The 17,312-nt window shown below is 45.4% G+C and carries 17 protein-coding genes and 2 pseudogenes; 6 read left to right on the top strand and 13 right to left on the bottom strand.

Annotated elements, in window-relative coordinates:
* Window positions 1-252 precede the first annotated feature (252 nt).
* The 3 genes from GVT53_RS02485 (at window position 253) to GVT53_RS02475 (ending at window position 1,205) form a co-directional block, all read left to right on the top strand.
* Window positions 253-471: an addiction module protein gene (locus GVT53_RS02485; protein ID WP_081894260.1), complete on the top strand. Its 219-nt coding sequence runs from the start codon at window positions 253-255 to the stop codon at window positions 469-471.
* Entirely contained in the window at window positions 461-766 is a 306-nt protein-coding gene (locus GVT53_RS02480) for a type II toxin-antitoxin system RelE/ParE family toxin (RefSeq protein ID WP_166247264.1), read from the top strand. Before GVT53_RS02485 ends, GVT53_RS02480 begins: the two co-directional genes overlap by 11 nt.
* Window positions 767-1,004: 238 nt before the next feature.
* Window positions 1,005-1,205 carry a DUF6922 domain-containing protein gene (locus GVT53_RS02475; protein WP_166247263.1) on the top strand — a complete coding sequence of 67 codons (201 nt, stop codon included), beginning with the start codon at window positions 1,005-1,007 and terminating at the stop codon, window positions 1,203-1,205.
* A 191-nt stretch (window positions 1,206-1,396) separates the two neighbouring features.
* Here GVT53_RS02475 and GVT53_RS02470 read toward each other — a convergent pair whose 3' ends face one another.
* The gene (locus tag GVT53_RS02470) at window positions 1,397-1,645 is read right to left on the bottom strand and encodes a site-specific integrase (RefSeq protein ID WP_166247262.1); all 249 of its coding nucleotides are present in this window, start codon (window positions 1,643-1,645) and stop codon (window positions 1,397-1,399) included.
* A 175-nt stretch (window positions 1,646-1,820) separates the two neighbouring features.
* On the opposite strand from GVT53_RS02470, the gene GVT53_RS02465 reads away from it, so the two are divergent.
* Complete coding sequence (locus tag GVT53_RS02465; protein WP_166247261.1) at window positions 1,821-2,636, top strand: universal stress protein; 816 nt, start codon at window positions 1,821-1,823, stop codon at window positions 2,634-2,636.
* 416 nt (window positions 2,637-3,052) lie between these two features.
* Here the strand turns inward: GVT53_RS02465 and GVT53_RS02460 are convergent, their stop codons facing one another.
* Both GVT53_RS02460 and GVT53_RS02455 read right to left on the bottom strand, forming a co-directional pair.
* Window positions 3,053-3,472 carry a DoxX family protein gene (locus GVT53_RS02460; RefSeq protein ID WP_166247260.1) on the bottom strand — a complete coding sequence of 140 codons (420 nt, stop codon included), beginning with the start codon at window positions 3,470-3,472 and terminating at the stop codon, window positions 3,053-3,055.
* Between the two features lie 91 nt (window positions 3,473-3,563).
* Window positions 3,564-3,743, bottom strand: a pseudogene (locus GVT53_RS02455) (IS5 family transposase); the annotation flags it as partial.
* Between the two features lie 180 nt (window positions 3,744-3,923).
* On the opposite strand from GVT53_RS02455, the pseudogene GVT53_RS02450 reads away from it, so the two are divergent.
* Window positions 3,924-5,260: pseudogene (locus GVT53_RS02450) on the top strand (IS3 family transposase).
* 1 nt (window position 5,261) lies between these two features.
* Here the strand turns inward: GVT53_RS02450 and GVT53_RS02445 are convergent.
* From GVT53_RS02445 to GVT53_RS02435, 3 genes are read right to left on the bottom strand one after another with little or no spacing between them, the layout of a single operon-like run.
* Window positions 5,262-5,513, bottom strand: a complete 252-nt coding sequence (locus GVT53_RS02445; protein ID WP_240905119.1) for a HipA domain-containing protein — start codon at window positions 5,511-5,513, stop codon at window positions 5,262-5,264.
* Between the two features lie 58 nt (window positions 5,514-5,571).
* On the bottom strand, window positions 5,572-5,886 hold the full coding sequence (locus GVT53_RS02440) for a HipA N-terminal domain-containing protein (protein ID WP_166247258.1): 315 nt from the start codon (window positions 5,884-5,886) through the stop codon (window positions 5,572-5,574).
* The gene (locus GVT53_RS02435) at window positions 5,883-6,092 is read right to left on the bottom strand and encodes a helix-turn-helix domain-containing protein (protein ID WP_166247257.1); all 210 of its coding nucleotides are present in this window, start codon (window positions 6,090-6,092) and stop codon (window positions 5,883-5,885) included. The genes GVT53_RS02440 and GVT53_RS02435 overlap by 4 nt, the downstream gene beginning before the upstream one ends.
* Window positions 6,093-6,574: 482 nt before the next feature.
* Here GVT53_RS02435 and GVT53_RS02430 point away from each other — a divergent pair, with 482 nt between their 5' ends.
* Window positions 6,575-7,345: a hypothetical protein gene (locus tag GVT53_RS02430; protein ID WP_166247256.1), complete on the top strand. Its 771-nt coding sequence runs from the start codon at window positions 6,575-6,577 to the stop codon at window positions 7,343-7,345.
* A gap of 24 nt (window positions 7,346-7,369) precedes the next feature.
* Here GVT53_RS02430 and GVT53_RS02425 read toward each other — a convergent pair whose 3' ends face one another.
* From GVT53_RS02425 to GVT53_RS02395, 7 genes are all read right to left on the bottom strand, one after another.
* Window positions 7,370-10,600, bottom strand: a complete 3,231-nt coding sequence (locus GVT53_RS02425; protein ID WP_166247255.1) for a CHAT domain-containing protein — start codon at window positions 10,598-10,600, stop codon at window positions 7,370-7,372.
* 6 nt (window positions 10,601-10,606) lie between these two features.
* On the bottom strand, window positions 10,607-11,344 hold the full coding sequence (locus GVT53_RS02420; RefSeq protein ID WP_166247254.1) for a tetratricopeptide repeat protein: 738 nt from the start codon (window positions 11,342-11,344) through the stop codon (window positions 10,607-10,609).
* Window positions 11,337-11,891 (bottom strand): RNA polymerase sigma factor, encoded by a 555-nt coding sequence (locus GVT53_RS02415; RefSeq protein WP_166247253.1) that lies wholly within the window; start codon window positions 11,889-11,891, stop codon window positions 11,337-11,339. Before GVT53_RS02415 ends, GVT53_RS02420 begins: the two co-directional genes overlap by 8 nt.
* A gap of 104 nt (window positions 11,892-11,995) precedes the next feature.
* Window positions 11,996-14,236 (bottom strand): hypothetical protein, encoded by a 2,241-nt coding sequence (locus tag GVT53_RS02410; RefSeq protein ID WP_166247252.1) that lies wholly within the window; start codon window positions 14,234-14,236, stop codon window positions 11,996-11,998.
* Between the two features lie 34 nt (window positions 14,237-14,270).
* Window positions 14,271-14,651, bottom strand: coding sequence for a hypothetical protein (locus GVT53_RS02405; RefSeq protein WP_166247251.1), 381 nt, complete (start codon window positions 14,649-14,651; stop codon window positions 14,271-14,273).
* Between the two features lie 50 nt (window positions 14,652-14,701).
* A complete protein-coding gene (locus GVT53_RS02400) occupies window positions 14,702-15,925 on the bottom strand; it encodes a hypothetical protein (RefSeq protein ID WP_166247250.1) in 1,224 nt (407 codons plus the stop codon).
* Between the two features lie 59 nt (window positions 15,926-15,984).
* Entirely contained in the window at window positions 15,985-17,217 is a 1,233-nt protein-coding gene (locus GVT53_RS02395; RefSeq protein WP_166247249.1) for a serine hydrolase domain-containing protein, read from the bottom strand.
* Between the last annotated feature and the right edge of the window lie 95 nt (window positions 17,218-17,312).

The raw sequence follows: 17,312 nt of genomic DNA, 5'->3' as shown, positions 1-17,312 counted from the left end.
TTTGGTCCTATTGTAAGCTACCTCAGTTTAGAATTGCTTAATTGTCTAAATTATCGACACACAAGTATCCAAAACATTAATTGCTTAACTTTGGGCTATTGTCAAGTATTTGTCTGTCAAAGAGGTTTCCGACGTCACCAAAAAGGGGAACTCACTAAATTCCCAAATGCATCCAGGGGATTATTTTTACAGGTAAGTACGGATAAGCGGGGCAACGGATGAAGGGAAAACAGGACAATAAAACATCAGGTTATGGATATTCAGGATATTAAAAAAATGCCAGTGGCCAAGCGTATTTTGATTGCTCAGGACATTTGGGACTCAATAGAGGACAAGGACTCCATAGAGTTGAGCGATGAAATGAAAACGGAACTCGATAGCCGTATCGACCACCATAAGAGCGGAGGGGCCAAGTATTATTCCCTGGAGGAATCAAGGAAACGAAATGCCAAATTGAGGAATGACCTATAAGTTCCAGATTCTTGAAGCCGCCGATCAGGATATTGCAGAGGCGATTCTACAGTATGAGGATATCCGCAAGGGTCTATCCGTAGATTTTGAACTTTGCCTGGAGGAAGGGTATTCGGATATATTGAATACACCCCTTGGTTATCAGGTCAGATACAGGGACGTTCGGATAAAGTTCATCAGGCGTTTTCCCTATGGGATCCATTATATGGTCGAGGATGACATGATTACGGTAATTTCCGTTTTCCATCAGTCCAGAAGCCCAAGGAAATGGTTTAAAAGATTGAAAGAGAAATAATATGGAACACCAGAACAAGGAACAAAGGGACAACCAGCCTCTTTTTTTCTTGCCTAAAAACCAACTTTCCTACGGCGACCCCACGTTATTTGCATTACAGTTAGGGATTTTGGCACCCTTGGGGTGCTCTTTTGTGGAAAGGGATAGAAAAGAACAGCGAGAAAATCAATGTTCAATCAGGGCAGCAGGATTGCCAAACACTTAAAAAATCAGTAAATTTTTGTTAGAATTATAAGATATGGAAAGGCAAAGGCTCAACAAAGATCATTTAAACCCTGCTACCTTTTGGGATGTGGACATTAACCTTTTGGATGCTGAAAAGGACAGGGACTTTATCATTGTAAGGGTACTCGAACGTGGAACAGACCCGGAAATCGGGCTTATTGAATTGATATATTTGCAAAGAGATCATCTCGGTATTGGAAAAAAAGACCCTTAATTTCTATAAAACGATTTCAATTTAAAGACACACGAAATGTAGCCGTCCCAATCAAGGAACAAAAAAGCCGCTTTAGGGATATGATTTTAGTGCTTGAAAGCATGGCTGACAATTTTAAGTACTCCCTAACTGTGTGATTAAATAGTGACGATTACAGCTGTAGGGGTTTGTACTTCCCAAAGTGATTTTGGTCAAGGGCTTTGAACTTTTGTAATCTTGGCCTTGATTTCATCCAATATTTTCTCGGAAACACTTTTGCCATAGTGTTTTTCAGTTACCTGAACAGTGGAATGTCCAAGTCCCGATGAGATTTTTCGGATATCGATACCCCATGTCCAAGCCGATATTTGTCCACGTATCCCGAAGGGTATAGGTTGCAATTTTTTTTCTATTCCAGCAAGTGCAGCAATTTTAGCTGCGTACTTGTTAAAAATTTTCACTTTCCGTTATTGACTTTATGCATTCTTTCCGGAGATGTAAATCTTCAACTAAAAGTGGACTGAACTTAGTCTAAAGATAAGTGATGGTTATAATTAATATCTGTTGTAGATTTATATGAAGCACTTGGTGGTGGAGATAATATTAATTACATACTAAACATTATTAACCAAAACTATGTACTCAATTTTAGTTGCAACAAATTTTTCCAGAACATCAGATAATGCTGTACTGTATTCAGCATCATTAGCTCAACTATTAAATATAAAATTGGTGCTTTTTAATGCTTTTAAGTTGCCTATTCACGCCTCTAACGCGCGTATATCGGCGACCTCAATGGACGCCTTAATTGAAAGCACCAAAGAGAAATTAAGAAAACAAGCTTTAAAATTATCCGATAAATTCAAAATTGAAGTTGAGTATCAATGTAGTTATTTGGATTTTGAACTTGAAATAGATTCTATATTGAAATTATATAACTCAAAATTTTTAGTTATGGGAATGTCAGCCAAATCACTAGAACAAAATTTAGTGGGAAATCCAACAACAACCTTAATCAGCATGAAAAATTTTCCAGTATTGGCTATTCCTGTAAATGCTAAATTTTCGGGAATACACAAGATTCTTTTTGCCTGTGATGTAATGAGTGACGTACCTTTACGAACTTTGGCAAAATTAAGGAGAGTTGCCATCCAGCTTAAATCTGAAGTCACTGTGTTTTATGTAGAGAAAAAAATAAATGAACTAAAATCAGAAAACAAAGCTTATGAGAATATTGAAAAAGGTCTAGAAAATGTTACGTATTTTTATAAGAAAGTGAACTCAGATGCTGTAATAAAAGTAATTGAAAAAGAGATTGTCAAATCAAGTTTTGATATGTTAGTGATGATGCCAAAAAAATATGGTTTTTGGGAATCTATAGTCCATAGAAGTAAAACAAGAGTTATGGCTTCAGGTATAAACATACCATTATTGTCAATTCCAATAGAATAACACTTGAAAATAAAAGGTTGACCTCCTCCCGTATTCAGGTCAAGGTGGTCGACAGGGCGAGTCCCAGGACCGGCGGTGCAACGCACCGCGACCTTTCGGTCAAGGTCAAGATACTTTTCCAGCAGCACCTCTATGACCTGAGCGACCTGGAACTCGGGAACCAAGTCAACGACCGGCTCAGCTTCTAGCACTTCGCGGGCAGATGAAAGCAACACTACCACGGTGCTGGACTTCACGACAATATGGCACTTCAAGGAAGCTCTGGTAGGCGAGGGCCTGGGGTAAAGGCTCTTTGATCGATGTCCGAAAAACTCAACTGCCCTATTATTAAGCGATTTTTGTCGACAACATTAAGATAACCATAGTATATCAAAGCAAGTCAAGATCGAAAAGGGGTTTTTGCAAAGGATTCTCTACTAACTATTTATTGGTTCGGACTTTTCTTTTATTTGGTTTTTTTCGCTTTCTATGATTGGCTGGTATTTATTCCAGTTGGCAACAATGACCCAAATATTGATTGCGAATAATATTAATGCGATTCCAATACCTGATAGGTCGTGTACTAAATGATGGACAATTATCCCTACCATAACAGGTAGAATTACTAACGCTCCCAATGCTCTTGTTTTCGGGATTGCTGTTAAAGCTCCTCCAATGATTTCAATAATTGCAACAAGCGGAAAAATCCATTTTATTGCCATAAAACTGCCAATAATTTGCATCATTTCTTCAGACATTTCGGGCATAGGCATATAGTTGAAGAATTTGTTTAAACCTGAATTAATCATCATTAATCCGAATAGGATACATAATACTGTAAGAATCTTGTTTTTCATTTTGCGATAGGTTTTATTGATGGCACAACAAATTTAACTATTTTTGATTACTATTGGTAATCAGTTACCTTTTGGTAATCATTGAAATGGTTTAAACTTTTTCGTTTTTCTTTTTGTTGAATTTTTTCAGTGCTATGACCATGAAAGCGAGATAGTTGAATCCTTTCCAGCTCTCGGGGGTTGTGTCGAATCTGTTCAGAAGCGAACGGTAGCTGTCCATCCACGCGTTGGTTCGTTCCACGCCATATCTTAGATCATATAACTCTTGGTCAAAATTGGACTATAACATCGTTTTTTATATTTCTATGATATTTGTTTATCACAAACGGTCTTATATTTTGTAAATCTTCAACTAAAAGTGGACTGATCTTGGTCTAAAGATAAGTGATGGTTTTGTTATCTTCAAGGCTAGCCTTGAAGATGGATTCATTAACCATTTAAATCACTTAAAATGACAAAGAAGAACACGGAATCAATCGTAAAGGACATTAAAAGGAATACAAGGAGGAAGTTTTCTGCAGAGGAAAAGATCCGTATCGTGCTGGAAGGTCTCAAGGGCGAGGAATCGGTATCCGGCATCTGCAGGCGTGAGGGCATTGCCCCGGCACTGTACTATCGTTGGAGCAAGGATTTTCTGGAAGCTGGGAAGAAGCGCCTGATGGGTGACACCATGCGCGAGGCCAATACCAGTGAAGTAAAGGAACTCCGTGGGGAGAACTCCCAGCTTAAGGAAACGGTGGCCGAACTGTTGCTCCAGAACCGGGTGCTCAAAAAAAGTACCAATGGCTTAGGGTAAAATGGAGGAAGTACATGCGATTTACCCAACAGGAGAAATACGAGATCATAAGGCTTGTGGAGACATCTGAAATAGGCGTGAACAGGACATTGAAGGAAATAGGGATAAACAAGAGCACCTTCTACAACTGGTACGGTAAGTACCTCGAAGGTGGCTTTGACGGACTTGCGCCCAACCATAGGGCACGCAATACCTATTGGAACAGGATACCCGACAAGATTAGGTCGGAGGTCGTGGAGATGGCCCTGGACTTCCCGGAGGAATCCTGTCGCGGACTTGCCTGTAAGATGACCGATGAGCGGGAATACTATATCTCGGAGAGCAGTGTCTACCGCATACTTAAGTCACGTGGACTGGTGACATCCCCTGCTTTTGATACCATGGCCGCTTCACAGGAGTACAGGGACAAGACCATAAGGGTTCACCAGATGTGGCAGACGGACTTCACCTATCTGAAGATCGTCGGGTGGGGCTGGTACTATCTCTCGACCATTCTGGACGATTACAGCCGATATATTATCCATTGGGAACTCTGTCCCTCGATGAACGCAGGGGATGTGAAGAAAACAGTGGGAAGGGCATTGGAAAAGGTATCGCTGCCCAAAGGGCAAATGCCAAGGCTCCTGTCGGACAACGGGCCCTGTTACATCAGTGGCGAACTGAAGGAGTTCATAAAGGAAAGGGAGATGGAGCATATCCGGGGAAAACCGAACCATCCACAGACGCAGGGCAAGATAGAGCGTTACCACCGTTCGATGAAGAACATCATCAAACTGGACAACTACTATATGCCGGGGGAACTCAAGGAAAGGTTGGAAGAGTTCGTGGACTATTACAACAACAGGAGATACCACGAATCATTGGACAACCTGACACCGGCAGCCGTATATTTCGGAAGGGACAAAAAGATATTGGAAAAACGTAAATCGATAAAGAAAAGAACGATGCTCAAAAGAAGGAAAGAGCACCTAATTCAAAAGTTGAAACTATGACTTAACTTTGGATCGGGACAGTCCTAATTCGTTTGAAGACGTACACTGGAAAAATATCATTTTGGGGTTTTAAGATGTAGGTTCCGAATTGATCCACTATTTTAAACTCTTGTTCGACCACGGAAATACTAGCACTCAATTTAGGCTGTACCCCCTGTATGGATAATTTCTTCGCCCTGTTTGCCGCCTCTCTCCGTAATTCGGATGCCGTATAGGGCAAATCATTCAATCCTATTAATTTAGGCGCTATCATTTTAAGACCTTTCGCGCTGTACTTAGCCGTACCACAGGGTTCATATGTGATAGGGCACCTATTCATATTCCAGAGGTTTTACAGTTACGGCGCCTACCAAATCAGCACCGGTGGCCATTAATTGGGAGAAATAATCCTTTTGATCGATTTTGGAAATCCTAAGTAGACCTTCCAGCATGATACCTTCGGGCAACAACCCTTCAAAAAAGGGAGGAAACCCATCAAAACCAAATCCCTTTTCGTTAACGGGCATGGTCAATGAAATCGCCTGACCACTGTAATCATCATCATAATCAAACCTATATTTCGATTGGGACAATTCCGTTAAAACACCCGCCCTTTTTCCATGGGCATATACCACTGCCTTTCTCATCCGTTTTCAGTCAATGGGCTTTTAAATTCCACTTCTATGTTCAATACCTGGAGCACGGCAAGGATGTTGCTCCAACGAACAGTCTCCTTGTTTTTTTCGATATCAAAGACGGTTGTCTTGCCTATACCGGCCAAATTGGCCAGTTCAAGCTGTGTCAGCCCCGCTTTCTTGCGATGCTTTTTGACCAGCAAACCTAAATCAACCATATATTACCGTTTTAGCGGTAAATATAGTGTTTTATTTATCAAATAGGTTTAAAAAGTGATTAATATTATTAATTTTACCGCTATAACAGTAATTTTAATTGTTATTACCGAGCTCTCTAGTTAAACTAGTACAATAATTAAAAATCACTGCTAAAACAGTAATATGTGGTATACTTATCTTTCTAGATTCCTATTTGAAATGTTGACCAGAGGCAATATACGGTATAATCGTACCTCCAACCAAAGCTGACTTTTGAACAGATTATTTGAACAATTAAATCTATGATGAACATAGTAATACTTATGCTTAACATGACTTATGCAATCAATGAAATTAATAACTGTTCAACAATCATATTCCTAACAATTAGGTGACCTATTTGGTGAGCATAAAATCCATCATCCCGCCCCATTTCTTCTAGTCCAAAGCTATCCTGATGACATTTCCCCTTTTCCTCGATACTAGGAAAAAGAAACATATCATGAAGCGTATTCCAACCCTATTCCTATCAACGATTGCCCTATGCCTATTTGGCTGCAGTTCGGATTCAGATTCCAACAATGGCCTGGCCAATGCCGAGCCTCAGGGCCTTTGTGAAAATGCCCCCGGGCTCACCGGCATCTATTGGGAGTTTGCCAATTCCATTCCGGCCCCCTTGTCCCAAGTGCCAACAGTGAACAATCCGGGCGGACAGTTTGTCCATAGTCTACACCCCCTTATCGGATTTGTCTATCCCCAAGGGTTTTCTGCCTTTGAGCTGACCGACACGCAGACTGGGACACTTGGTGTCAATCTCGTACGCAACGACAATGCCGTTGTATTTCGATGGATTCCGAACACACAACTCCAAGGACAGGTCGCTGCCAGGTCCATCATAGCCAATGAAATCAATGGGGTGTTCGCCCACTACGGTTTCAATGGCACCCCCAATGTATTGTGCATCAGCTCGGCCAACAACTCCTTCGAGGGGATACCCTCCCAATTTGAGGCCCGCTTGCTCCGTTTCAATGGCATAACCGCCCAGGTCTGGGTAAGGTCCACCTATCTTGCCGGCGGCACATTTTCCGCCATTTCGGTCACCTCGGCCCCGAGCAATGAATACAATGATCAGGTCATGGACACTTTCCTGCCCATAAATTTCCAGCTCTTCGTGGGGAGGGACGGCACGTTTGTGGACAATGACAATGACGGGGTCCCCGCCAACGAGGATCCTGACGACAACAATCCCAATGTCCCCAACAACCAGGGATGAAATCTATTCTTTCAGCAATGGTAATTAGCTCTTGTTTGGATCAGCTCCCTTTGGGGAGCTTTTCTTTTTTACCAGGAAAAAAACCAACAAAATCAATAGCAATGAGCCCGCCAAGATTCCAAAAGGCCAAAGTTTGCCTTGGGTAAAGTGTATGGGTGAGGTGTCCCCCATCAAGACCAGTCCCGCCCAATATTGTGGATGCAGGGTACGACCTTCCGCATGGGCCAGATACTCCAGTTTGGCCAAGCGAAGGGCCTCGTCCTTGCGCCTGCCCTCCATCAAATGGCGGTAAAAGCTTTCCAACAATTGGCTGCTCGATTCTTCATCGATTTGCCAAAGGCTTGTCAACACACTTTCACTGCCCGCATAGTTAAACGCATGCGCCAATGAAATCATCCCCTCCCCGGGCTGGTAGGTCGGCTTTCCTGTCTCACAGGCCGTCAGTATGGCCAAGTTGGACCCGAGGTCTTGGTTGTAGATCTCATAGGTGTATAGGTAATTGTCGTTGATATCCGAAGGGTTTGACACATTCTTGGCGAATACCAGGCGTGAAAGTTCGGGACTCACATTATTGGATTCGGCATGGGTGCCAATATGGATGATCTTGTGTTCATTGGCATTTTGGATAAACAAGGGTTTGGAGGCCCTTTCGTTCAAAAATGAACTTCCATCGAATCTCCGGCTGAATTTTTTCACCAATGCGGTACTGAACGGTTGCGGCAACAGGGTCAGATAGGTTTTGTCCAAAAACAACGAATCGGAAATCGACATTTGATACCGGGTCTTCATTTCTTGGTCAAACTCAGGGGCAAAGGCAATGAAGTCGTCCTTGTACCCCACGACCTTCTTGTTTTCGCCCAGCATGAACAGGCTGTAGTTGTATGAAAGGATATGTTCGGCCAGCAAACTGCCCGTTGCCAGTTCCGCATAGGATTGTATCCTTTTTGGTGTGAGCAGTTCAAAGGCCAGGTTGAAGAGCTCCCCATCGGGAAAGATGATGACCTGTTCTGTCCGGACAACACCTTCCAAGGGCCTCCATAATCTTTGGTAGAGCTCATAAAGGCAATCAAAAAGCTCTTCCCCGACAGCCCCGTAGTCCGAAATGGTGGATATACAAGCTGCGTCCGATTGCCCCAATGCCACCAACTCGGCCTCCCCCCTATGGTAAACGTAGGCATAACGATCATCACCATCCGAGAAGTAACGCACCAGTGTGGTGTTCGGCGGAACTTGCCGCCCCAAGTCCCGCAAGGGTTCCACTATGGAAGCGTACCGCATCCCATAGTACTTTGGATACTCCTTTTGAAGGAAACGCATATGGTCCTGCCATCCTCTGCTGAGGGAATCCCAGATGGCCACATTGAACTGAGTTTCGTCATCCTCAACATCAAAAAAGGTATTTATTTCCTCTCGCAACCGACCTTCTCGTTCCCGAACTTCTTTGGGGATCATGTCATCCCCCCTTAGGTTCAAGCGCGCCCTGATACGGTTGTAAATCGAGGACTCATGAAGGGCCATGACCTTTTCAAGATGGGCCTTGTCCCCGGTTTGGTCATATAGCTTCAGATAGACCTTTTTACCCAGATCGAAGGCTTCGCGACTGCTTTCGATCAAATTGGCCACCCCTTCCTGGGAGGTGACCAGGGATTTTCGCTTTTCCACCAGGGATATGGCCCGATCAAGGATTTTCGCCACTGCCTCAAGCTGGTTTTGGGAATGGGACCCCAATCCCAATTTCGACTTGGCCAGATATAAAAGAATTTCGGTCCGTTCACCCCATAGATAGGGCCTGTTCTGCAGGTCCTGATCGCCACGTGCCTCCAACAAACCCTCACAGAGCTGGATGGCCTGTTCGAAATCACCCTTTAAAAAGAACATCCTCACCTTGGTAAGCTGTAACATTTTGGACAGATGGCTCCGCTGCCCATAGCTGGCGAGCACCTTGGCATACGTTTCTTCCAAAAGGTCCTGCGCTTTGCCAAACTGTCCGTTCTCGGCAAGGCTTTGGGCCAAATTCGCCCTGGCGTAGATACTGTTCTGGCTAAACTCCTCGGAATTGCTGTTGCCGTAGGCCTCCAATGTTCTTTCGTAGTGCGCAATGGCACTTAGGAGATCCCCCGTTCTTTTATCAAGATCCGCAATGGTGTAATACAGGTTGGCGGCATAGGCCCAGTTGTCCCCCGGTATCTCCTGCAGTGACGCCTCAGCCTCTTGGAGATACTTTCGAGCCTTTTGCAGGTCTTCCCCATAGAGGTGTGCCTCCCCCATCATCAATACGGCACTGAAATATTGTACCGTGTTGGGAAGAAAGTGCTTTTTGGAATGGTGATATCCCAAAGTGGCCACTTGGATGGCCTTTTCCTTGTCGCCGAAATCATTGTACAGACTGCCCAAATTTCGATAGGAGATCGATAGGTTGAAGCGTACCTTTTCCGTCAAAGGATGGTTATGGGTCCCTTCCAGGAATGCATTGAAACTTGCAATGCTCTTTAAGGTAAGTGCCATCGCCTTCTCCAAATCATTCTCGCTCTGTTTGACCATGGTCCAGTTGCCATAAATGGTACCGGGCAGGTAATACCGCTGTTCCGGATCGGTGTTCAAAGTGTCAATGCTCTGGATGGCCTTTTCAAAATAATAGTCGGCACTGTCGGGTTTCGCCGTAAAGTACATCAGCGATCCCTTGTAATTCAATATCCTGGGTGCCAAAGGGAACTGTGTTCCTGGATGTTCCCCCATCAACTGCAGGGCCCTGTTGGTCCGTTTCATCAATTGGTTCATGTCCCCAAGTTTCAAGCCCACCTCGCTCAGGTGAAATTCCGAGGCCACCATTCTTTGTGCATCCTCAAGGCCATCGGCCAATCGATTGGCTTGTGTGATGTACGCTTTGGCCTGAACCGCGCTCCCTTGATCGATATGCGCCAGCCCCAGTCCCAAGAGTGCCTCATACGCTATGGAATCCCCCTCATGGTTCGATCGGATCATTTTCAACAGTTCCTGTGCCTTTGGGAATTCCGTCTCCGGGTCCAATAAAAATTCCGACTTGGCAAGGGGATAGACCAATCGGCCCTCATTGAGGAACGGGTATGTTGTTTCCCCCGAAATGACCTCTCCAATGATATGCTGTGCAGCGTCAAACCCATCCACTGAGATAAGGCTGTCCAGCTGTTTGAGCACCGGATGCCTATGTTGCGCATATAGGCCCGTCTGCAAGAAAAGGGCAACCCCAACAAAAATATATACCAACCCTTTGCCCATGCCAGATCAGTCCTTTAGTTTTTGTGCCAATTCCCTTGCCCTGTCATCCGAGGTATGCTCCAGACTTTTGAGCGCCTCCCGTACCTCGTTCATTTTAAGGTGGGCCAGGCCTTTGTAAAAAGCCGCCTCGCTCCGAAAGGGCGTGCTGTCGTGCACCAGCACACGGTCAAAATAACTGATGGCCTTATCGGCCTCACCCTTGGCCAAATGGGCCGATCCCATAAAATAATTGAGCGTGTCATTGTCCATTTTCCCCGGCAATAGGCCTTTCCACTTTTGAAGGGCGGTACCATAATCCTCTTGTTTATAGTCCACCATGGCTTCGTAAAACATATAGTTGTCACTGTTGCCCATGACCGTTGGCAGTCCCGGGTCGGGGGTGTAATATGCAGCAAAGAGCCTTTCATTGTCATTGGGATAATAAAAATACCATATGCCCCCCAAGGTCATTAACACAGCTATTGCTGCTGCCATGCGATATACCGTTCTAGAGGCAGTGGAAAGTCGCCTTTCTTTTCCATCGTCTTGAACTCCCTCGTGAAAATGGTCCATGGCAAGGCGGAGTCCAGCCTCTTCAATGGCTCCGAAAAGGGCCTTAAATTCCAAAAACTTGGCCTTGAGCGTCGGATCCGAGGCCATCCTTGACTCAAAACCGGCTTTTTCCGCAGGTGTCATCTGGTCCAAAAGACAACTTTCGAACAGCTCTTGCTCCTCCCTTGTCCAATATGCTTCTTCCCTATCCATTCCTTGTTATATGTTCCGCAAGCGAACGCAAACGTTCCATGCACCTATATTTTTTATTTCTGGCAGATGTGGCCGCAATCCCAAGGTCCTTGGCCACCTGCTTCATTGTCTTTCTCTCGTAATAAAAAAGACCCAAAAGCTGTTGACAGGCATCTCCCAGTTGATCCAATGCCTTAAGCATTGTTTCCCTTTTATCGTCCAGCTCCCCACCGGAATCATCGCCCGCTTCTTGCACCACTTTGGAAAGGCCCTCCGCTCCCACCGTTTTTCTGAACCGTGCGGAACGCAGGTGGTCGGTCCATTTATTCCTGGCTATGGTGTACAGGTAGGCCTCAACACTTCCTGCGCCATCAAACTTGTCATCCTTGATATTTCTCCAGCAAGCAACAAAGGCGTCTTGAAAAACATCCTTCGCCTCCGCTTCATTCCCACTGTTCCTGAAGACGTGGCTCCTAAATTTTGGAAACGTATGTTCATATACCTCTTGCATGGCCTGCCTGTCATTTTTTTTGAATGCGGTGACCTGTGGGTTATCTTTTGTCTGCAAGGTTTTCCCCATACTTCAATTGAAAGTATGGGGAATTTACAAAAATTCATCTTTTTGGGTAATTTAAAAGTCCGGTGCACGGTTTCATCGACAAAGTACATATTCTAATTAAAAATGGGTGTGATTTCAACGCTTACGGGCTGCGAATTCAAATTGTCCACAATCTCTTCAGCATAGGCCTGGGCCTCCGTTTCATTGCAGCTGTTATAAATAATGATACTGCCCACACCCAGATTGAGTCTTAACATGCCTCCTCCAATATCTGCGGTATTCAAAACCTGCTCCGGGCTCTTGTTGCCATTGTTGGAGGTTATGACTCCCCTATACCCAATCGCTCCATCCACGGCGGCAAATTCAGCGGCAAATGGGACCGGACTAAAAGCTTGGTACTCGGGACCGCCAGAACAAAGGAGACTTGAGCTTGAGGTTTCCCTAAAATTGGGCTGTCGCTCAATGGATACCGTAAAGGACTCACAGCCCTTTTTGTTGTTTACGGTCATAGTGTCCCTCCCGGCCTCGGTGAGTTCGTCCGTATTCTTGTTTCGGAAATACAATATCACGGTGACGGTCTCCAGGTTGTCCCCGCCGCCCAATTCGGAATCAAGTGCGGTACTGATATAGGACACATAATTATTGGTCGTGACAATGGAGACTCCAAAATTGTTGGGGTCGCCGCCAATGTCCTGGACCCTTCCCCCAAAATCGTTCGAAGTGCTCCAATGGAATTCAAAGTCCTCCACTTCCGGGTCATAATCTGTAATTGCGCTTGCACGCAGTTCCGTTGCCTCGCCCAGACAGAGCGAAACGTTGTCCTGTTGCAGCTCCACCACGGCATCGATGGACTTGACCTCCCAACTTTCAAAATTGAAGGCTGTCGTACGTAGACCGTTGAAATTGGCGTAATAATTGGTTGCCTTGATATTTTTATCGATTGTGGCCAAAATGTACTTTGTTCGTTCATAACCTGTTTCGATCAACTCTTGGGTCTGTATAAACGTATTCGGAAAGTCTCCGTTGCCGGACAATATGGCGTACACATCCGTTAGTAGGGCCCTTAGGTCATTGCTCAAACGGACATCTTCATACAGAGCGGGAAGAAAGATTTCAGTGGCTTCCTTGAACTCGTTCTCCACCACCGCATCAATCACATCGGGATATTGTTCAAGAACAGGAAGTACCGCATTGTAAAGCGCATTTTCCTTGTCACTTCCAAATGGTGGCAACAATGATTTGTTGCCGCCCACATCAAGCAAGGTGGGCAAAAAATAATCGATGACATAGGTCTCCTTATTGATTTCGGTATAGATTTCCAGTTCTTCGGCGGTCATGCCCCTAACTTCGGTGTTGCGTTGACCAGAACCGATGACGACCACTTCATATTCGGCCACCAATTCAGTGTCAGGGTCTACCGGCAAAAGGATGGGGTCTGTTGCTATCGCATTGTCTATAGATGCCTGTTGCGCATTTATCTGTTGGAGCGAGTTCCCCACTTCCAGTTCCTGTATGGCGTTGGAGCCGCCCGACTCCAATTTAAAATTGGCAAAGGTACTTGAGGTATAATTTGGTATCTCAAAAAGATCTCCGCTTCTATTCTTGTAGCTCTTCTTGTAAATGACGACCCTGGACTTTCTTGCCAGGGAATTTTGCAACTTTATCCTAGTGGAATCGACACTTGACAAAGTCACTCCGCTTTTGGTATTTTCATCATTGAAAAAAATCCGGTTTTCGAGGCCCACCGAATGTTTTGCCGTTATTTGATCCAAGAAAGCCTGCAATGAGGCTTCATAACCCCCTTCGCTGTACATAAGTGGGTTGTTCTCGAACAATGTTCGAATTTCTCCCACAAAATTTGGGAATCCAGGAACTTGCCCTATACTTTTCAAAAAAGCACTTTTTCCACTCTCGGGCAATAAGTGATAACCCAGTGCATAGTATACCATCAGTTCGGCGGTGGTCTCGACAGAGACTTCCTTCCTGTCTCCCGAAATAAAACCTGCAAGTAAAACGTGGTTGTCCGCATCCAGCAGATATCCCGATTCAACGGAACCACTGTTGAACGGCAATTTCCCCATCCCACTGGCATCTACATCGGAATCGGCACCCATTGATGCCAATGTGGCATTGGTAAGATCTACATCCGCATTTTCGGGCAACAACACTTGAACATCCGCCATTTCATAGCCTTCATCGCTGCCAGGATCATCGTCTGTAGGTGTAGGATCGTCATCGGTCTGTGAGAAATCATCATCGGTCATTGGGTCGGTCCCGTTGTCATTGGAGCTACAAGCCATGGTTAGCGCCAAAACAAACCATGCAATTACAATTTTTTGATATGGAATTTTCATATTTGGTGTATTATATTCGGTTCTCGTTTTTAAATTAATCCTTGGTTCCTGTCCAACTACCTGAAATTTGGTCCGTGCTGTTCTCCCATGTGCCACTGCCCTGATCTGAGGCAAAGGCACCTTTAAATGTTGCACCATTCATCGCCGAACCCACCGTGGCCCTGAAATCCCCAGAGGTATCAATACTGCCGTTCAAGGGAAGGGATTGTTGCAGATTATTGGAAAAGGCCTCCCCCTCCACCGAGCCGTTTGAGTCGATGGTTGCGGTCCAAGTTCCGCTGTCGCCCCCCGTATAGGTTCCTGACCAATTTCCTGCGAAGATGGCCTGTTCTTGGGATTCATTGCCGTTATCAGTTGAACAGGATAGGCCAACAGCAAGGACAAGGATCACATAAATTATTTTAACTTGTTTCATTGCTTTGAGTTTAGAGGTTTATTACATATCGTGGTTATTCAAAAATGTCATCAATGGGCGTTCTCGACCCTGACCCATTCGCGGTTATTGAGATTGATGTCCCCATTTGGGGTATAGAATAGATCATCGTTGCGGATGTAATTCCCATCACTGTCCATCCAATACTCCGTGGAGCCTGCGTTCACTTGATAATTGTTTCCGGTAAGCGGATTGTACACCGTTTCCTCTTCATTGATCATATTGATGAACTGGCGTTGGCCCGTATCGCTGCCTGCACCGAAATTCCGGTTCATAAAGGAAGCATGGTTGGCATCCTGGGCGGCCCAAATCCCCTTCATTTTGTCCTGATGTGCATTGAAAGCGCTCCACCTTGCCTGCATCCTGTTTTGATGCTGGGCGGCTGCCAATTGTGCCCTTCTTTGATTTTCCCGTGCCCTTTGCTGCCCCAATCGGTTCACATATTCTTCCCATTGTGGGTTTTCCCTATAGCTGAAGGTGGCCTCCTTCATCAGTTCAAGTGTCTTTTCATATGCGGATTCATCCACAAAGGTGTAATTGACCGTATAGAACCAGACCATCATGTTGCCGGATACGGTCGGCTGTTCCATGCTTATGACCGATACACTTGCCATGGCCTTTTGGCCCTTGGAATTTTTCCACTCGGTATTGTAGATCGATAGAGCGGTGTCCATCCCTGATTTGGAGGCGATCTTGTTCCTGAGGTACCGGGTCACTTCGGGCTGTTCACGCTCCCCGAGATATTCAAAACCACTCTTGGCCATACGGCCCTTTACCTCCTCGTTGAAAATCTGTTGGGGACCGGCCAAGGGTCTGATCATTTTACCATAGGGGGTATTGTACATCAATTGTGCCATCTGTGGGTCTTGGTAATCGACATGATATGCAATGGGGGTATTGAAACTATTCAAATGGTCCGGGCCCGTGATCTGTATCAAAAAAGTGGGCAGCTTTTGATCAATGGTATAGGAAGGCTTGGAAATCACATTCCAATTGGAGGGGTATTCGGTACTGTTCACTACAAGGCCTGTCCGGGCATCTATTAGTTGATGTGTTTTGGTGGAGCTTGAAGGTGCAAGCGCTGAAGACAACCCATATTCCCGGCCATCCAGCGTATCATCTTCCAACTCCTCATCAATGGTCCGATCGGAATATCCGGTTTCTTCGGCATCCACTTCGTCTGCTCTGGAACTGGATCTTCCCCAACAGAATACAATCAAGAGACAGGAAATCACCACTAGCATTGGTCTTTTCATAAGGCTGTGTTTAATTTTTAAGGTTTTTGTAGTCATAATATTTGTTTTGAACGAACCACCTAGAACTGGTTCAAATCGGTTTGCCATGGAATGTTTCCATCCTTCACGATATTCAATAGAAGGGATTGCAGGTCGTTATCGAAAGCCGAGGTATCCGTCCTTCTCATGTTCAAAACAATGGTGGCGGTATGTCCATTTTCAGCGATCATCATCCACGAACGGTTTCCCGGAAGACTTCCCGTAAAATAGGTCAATTGCTGTTCCGGCCATACGGCCAGACCCCTTCCCAGATTGGACAGTTCGGTGGTCTCGGACAACAATGCGATCGAACCAGGGGTCAATATATCGGGTCTCTCCGGTGCCCCATCGATGGCGCACAAAAAACGGAGCAAATCGGGCGCACTGATGACAACCCCGGCATCTCCATCCCTTCTCGAGGCAATCGTGAAAATGTATGGTGCATCGCCCTCTGCGCCATAATAATGTACTTCATTTGCCCCGAGGTCATCCTCCCGAAAGGTCGTTACCCGGAACGAACTTATCCCCAAGGGTGAAAGCAGCCCTTTGAGGTATGCTTCATAGGGTTCACCGGACCTTTCCTCAATGATTCGAGCCAAAAGCCAGTATCCCATATTGCTATAGCTGAACACTTCTCCCGGGGCATTGCTCAGCGACCAGTTGTTCAATACATATTCGATAAAATCGGAAGCCCCAAGATTGGGTTGGTAATCAATGGGATCTCCCCCAGTGGATGTGCCCCAACCGCCCGAAGCATGCAACAAGAGGTCATCCACGGTGATGTCGAGTTCATCCTCGGTGAGCACCGCTGTACCAAAATCACCTCCCAATATGCCATCAGGGCCGAAGACAGGTTCATCCAGGGACACCAAACCATCATCTACAAGCTTTAGTATGGCCGTTGCCGTAAACACCTTTGAGATACTGGCTATCCGAAAAAGATGGTCCGGTGACACATCGATATCGTTCTCCACATTGGCCTTGCCGTATCCTTTGGAATAGACCATTTTTTCGTCCACGCTGACGGCCAAGGCGACCCCGGGAACCCCATACTGGGCCATAAATCCGGATACTGCGTCATCGACCACACCGATATCATTTTGTGTTACGGGTTCCGGTTCGGGTTCGAGCTCCGGTTCAAGATCTAGGTTTTGATTTGGATTGCTGTTGGGCTCGGGTGGTGCCTCTCCATCCCCAGAACTACAGGAGATTAATAATGAAAGGAACAGGATGGACATCAGCCGACTATACCCAAAAAAAGACGGTGTTCTCATAATCGATGGTTTAAGGTTTCATATATACCCATATATCGAACCCTTTTAAAAATGTCATCACCACCTCGTTCTTATTGTATTTCTGGGCACAATAT

The organism is Flagellimonas oceani (assembly GCF_011068285.1).
Lineage (GTDB): Bacteria > Bacteroidota > Bacteroidia > Flavobacteriales > Flavobacteriaceae > Flagellimonas > Flagellimonas oceani.
The sequence above is the reverse complement of the archived record's forward strand: the minus strand, read 5'-3'. Positions and strand labels throughout refer to the sequence as shown.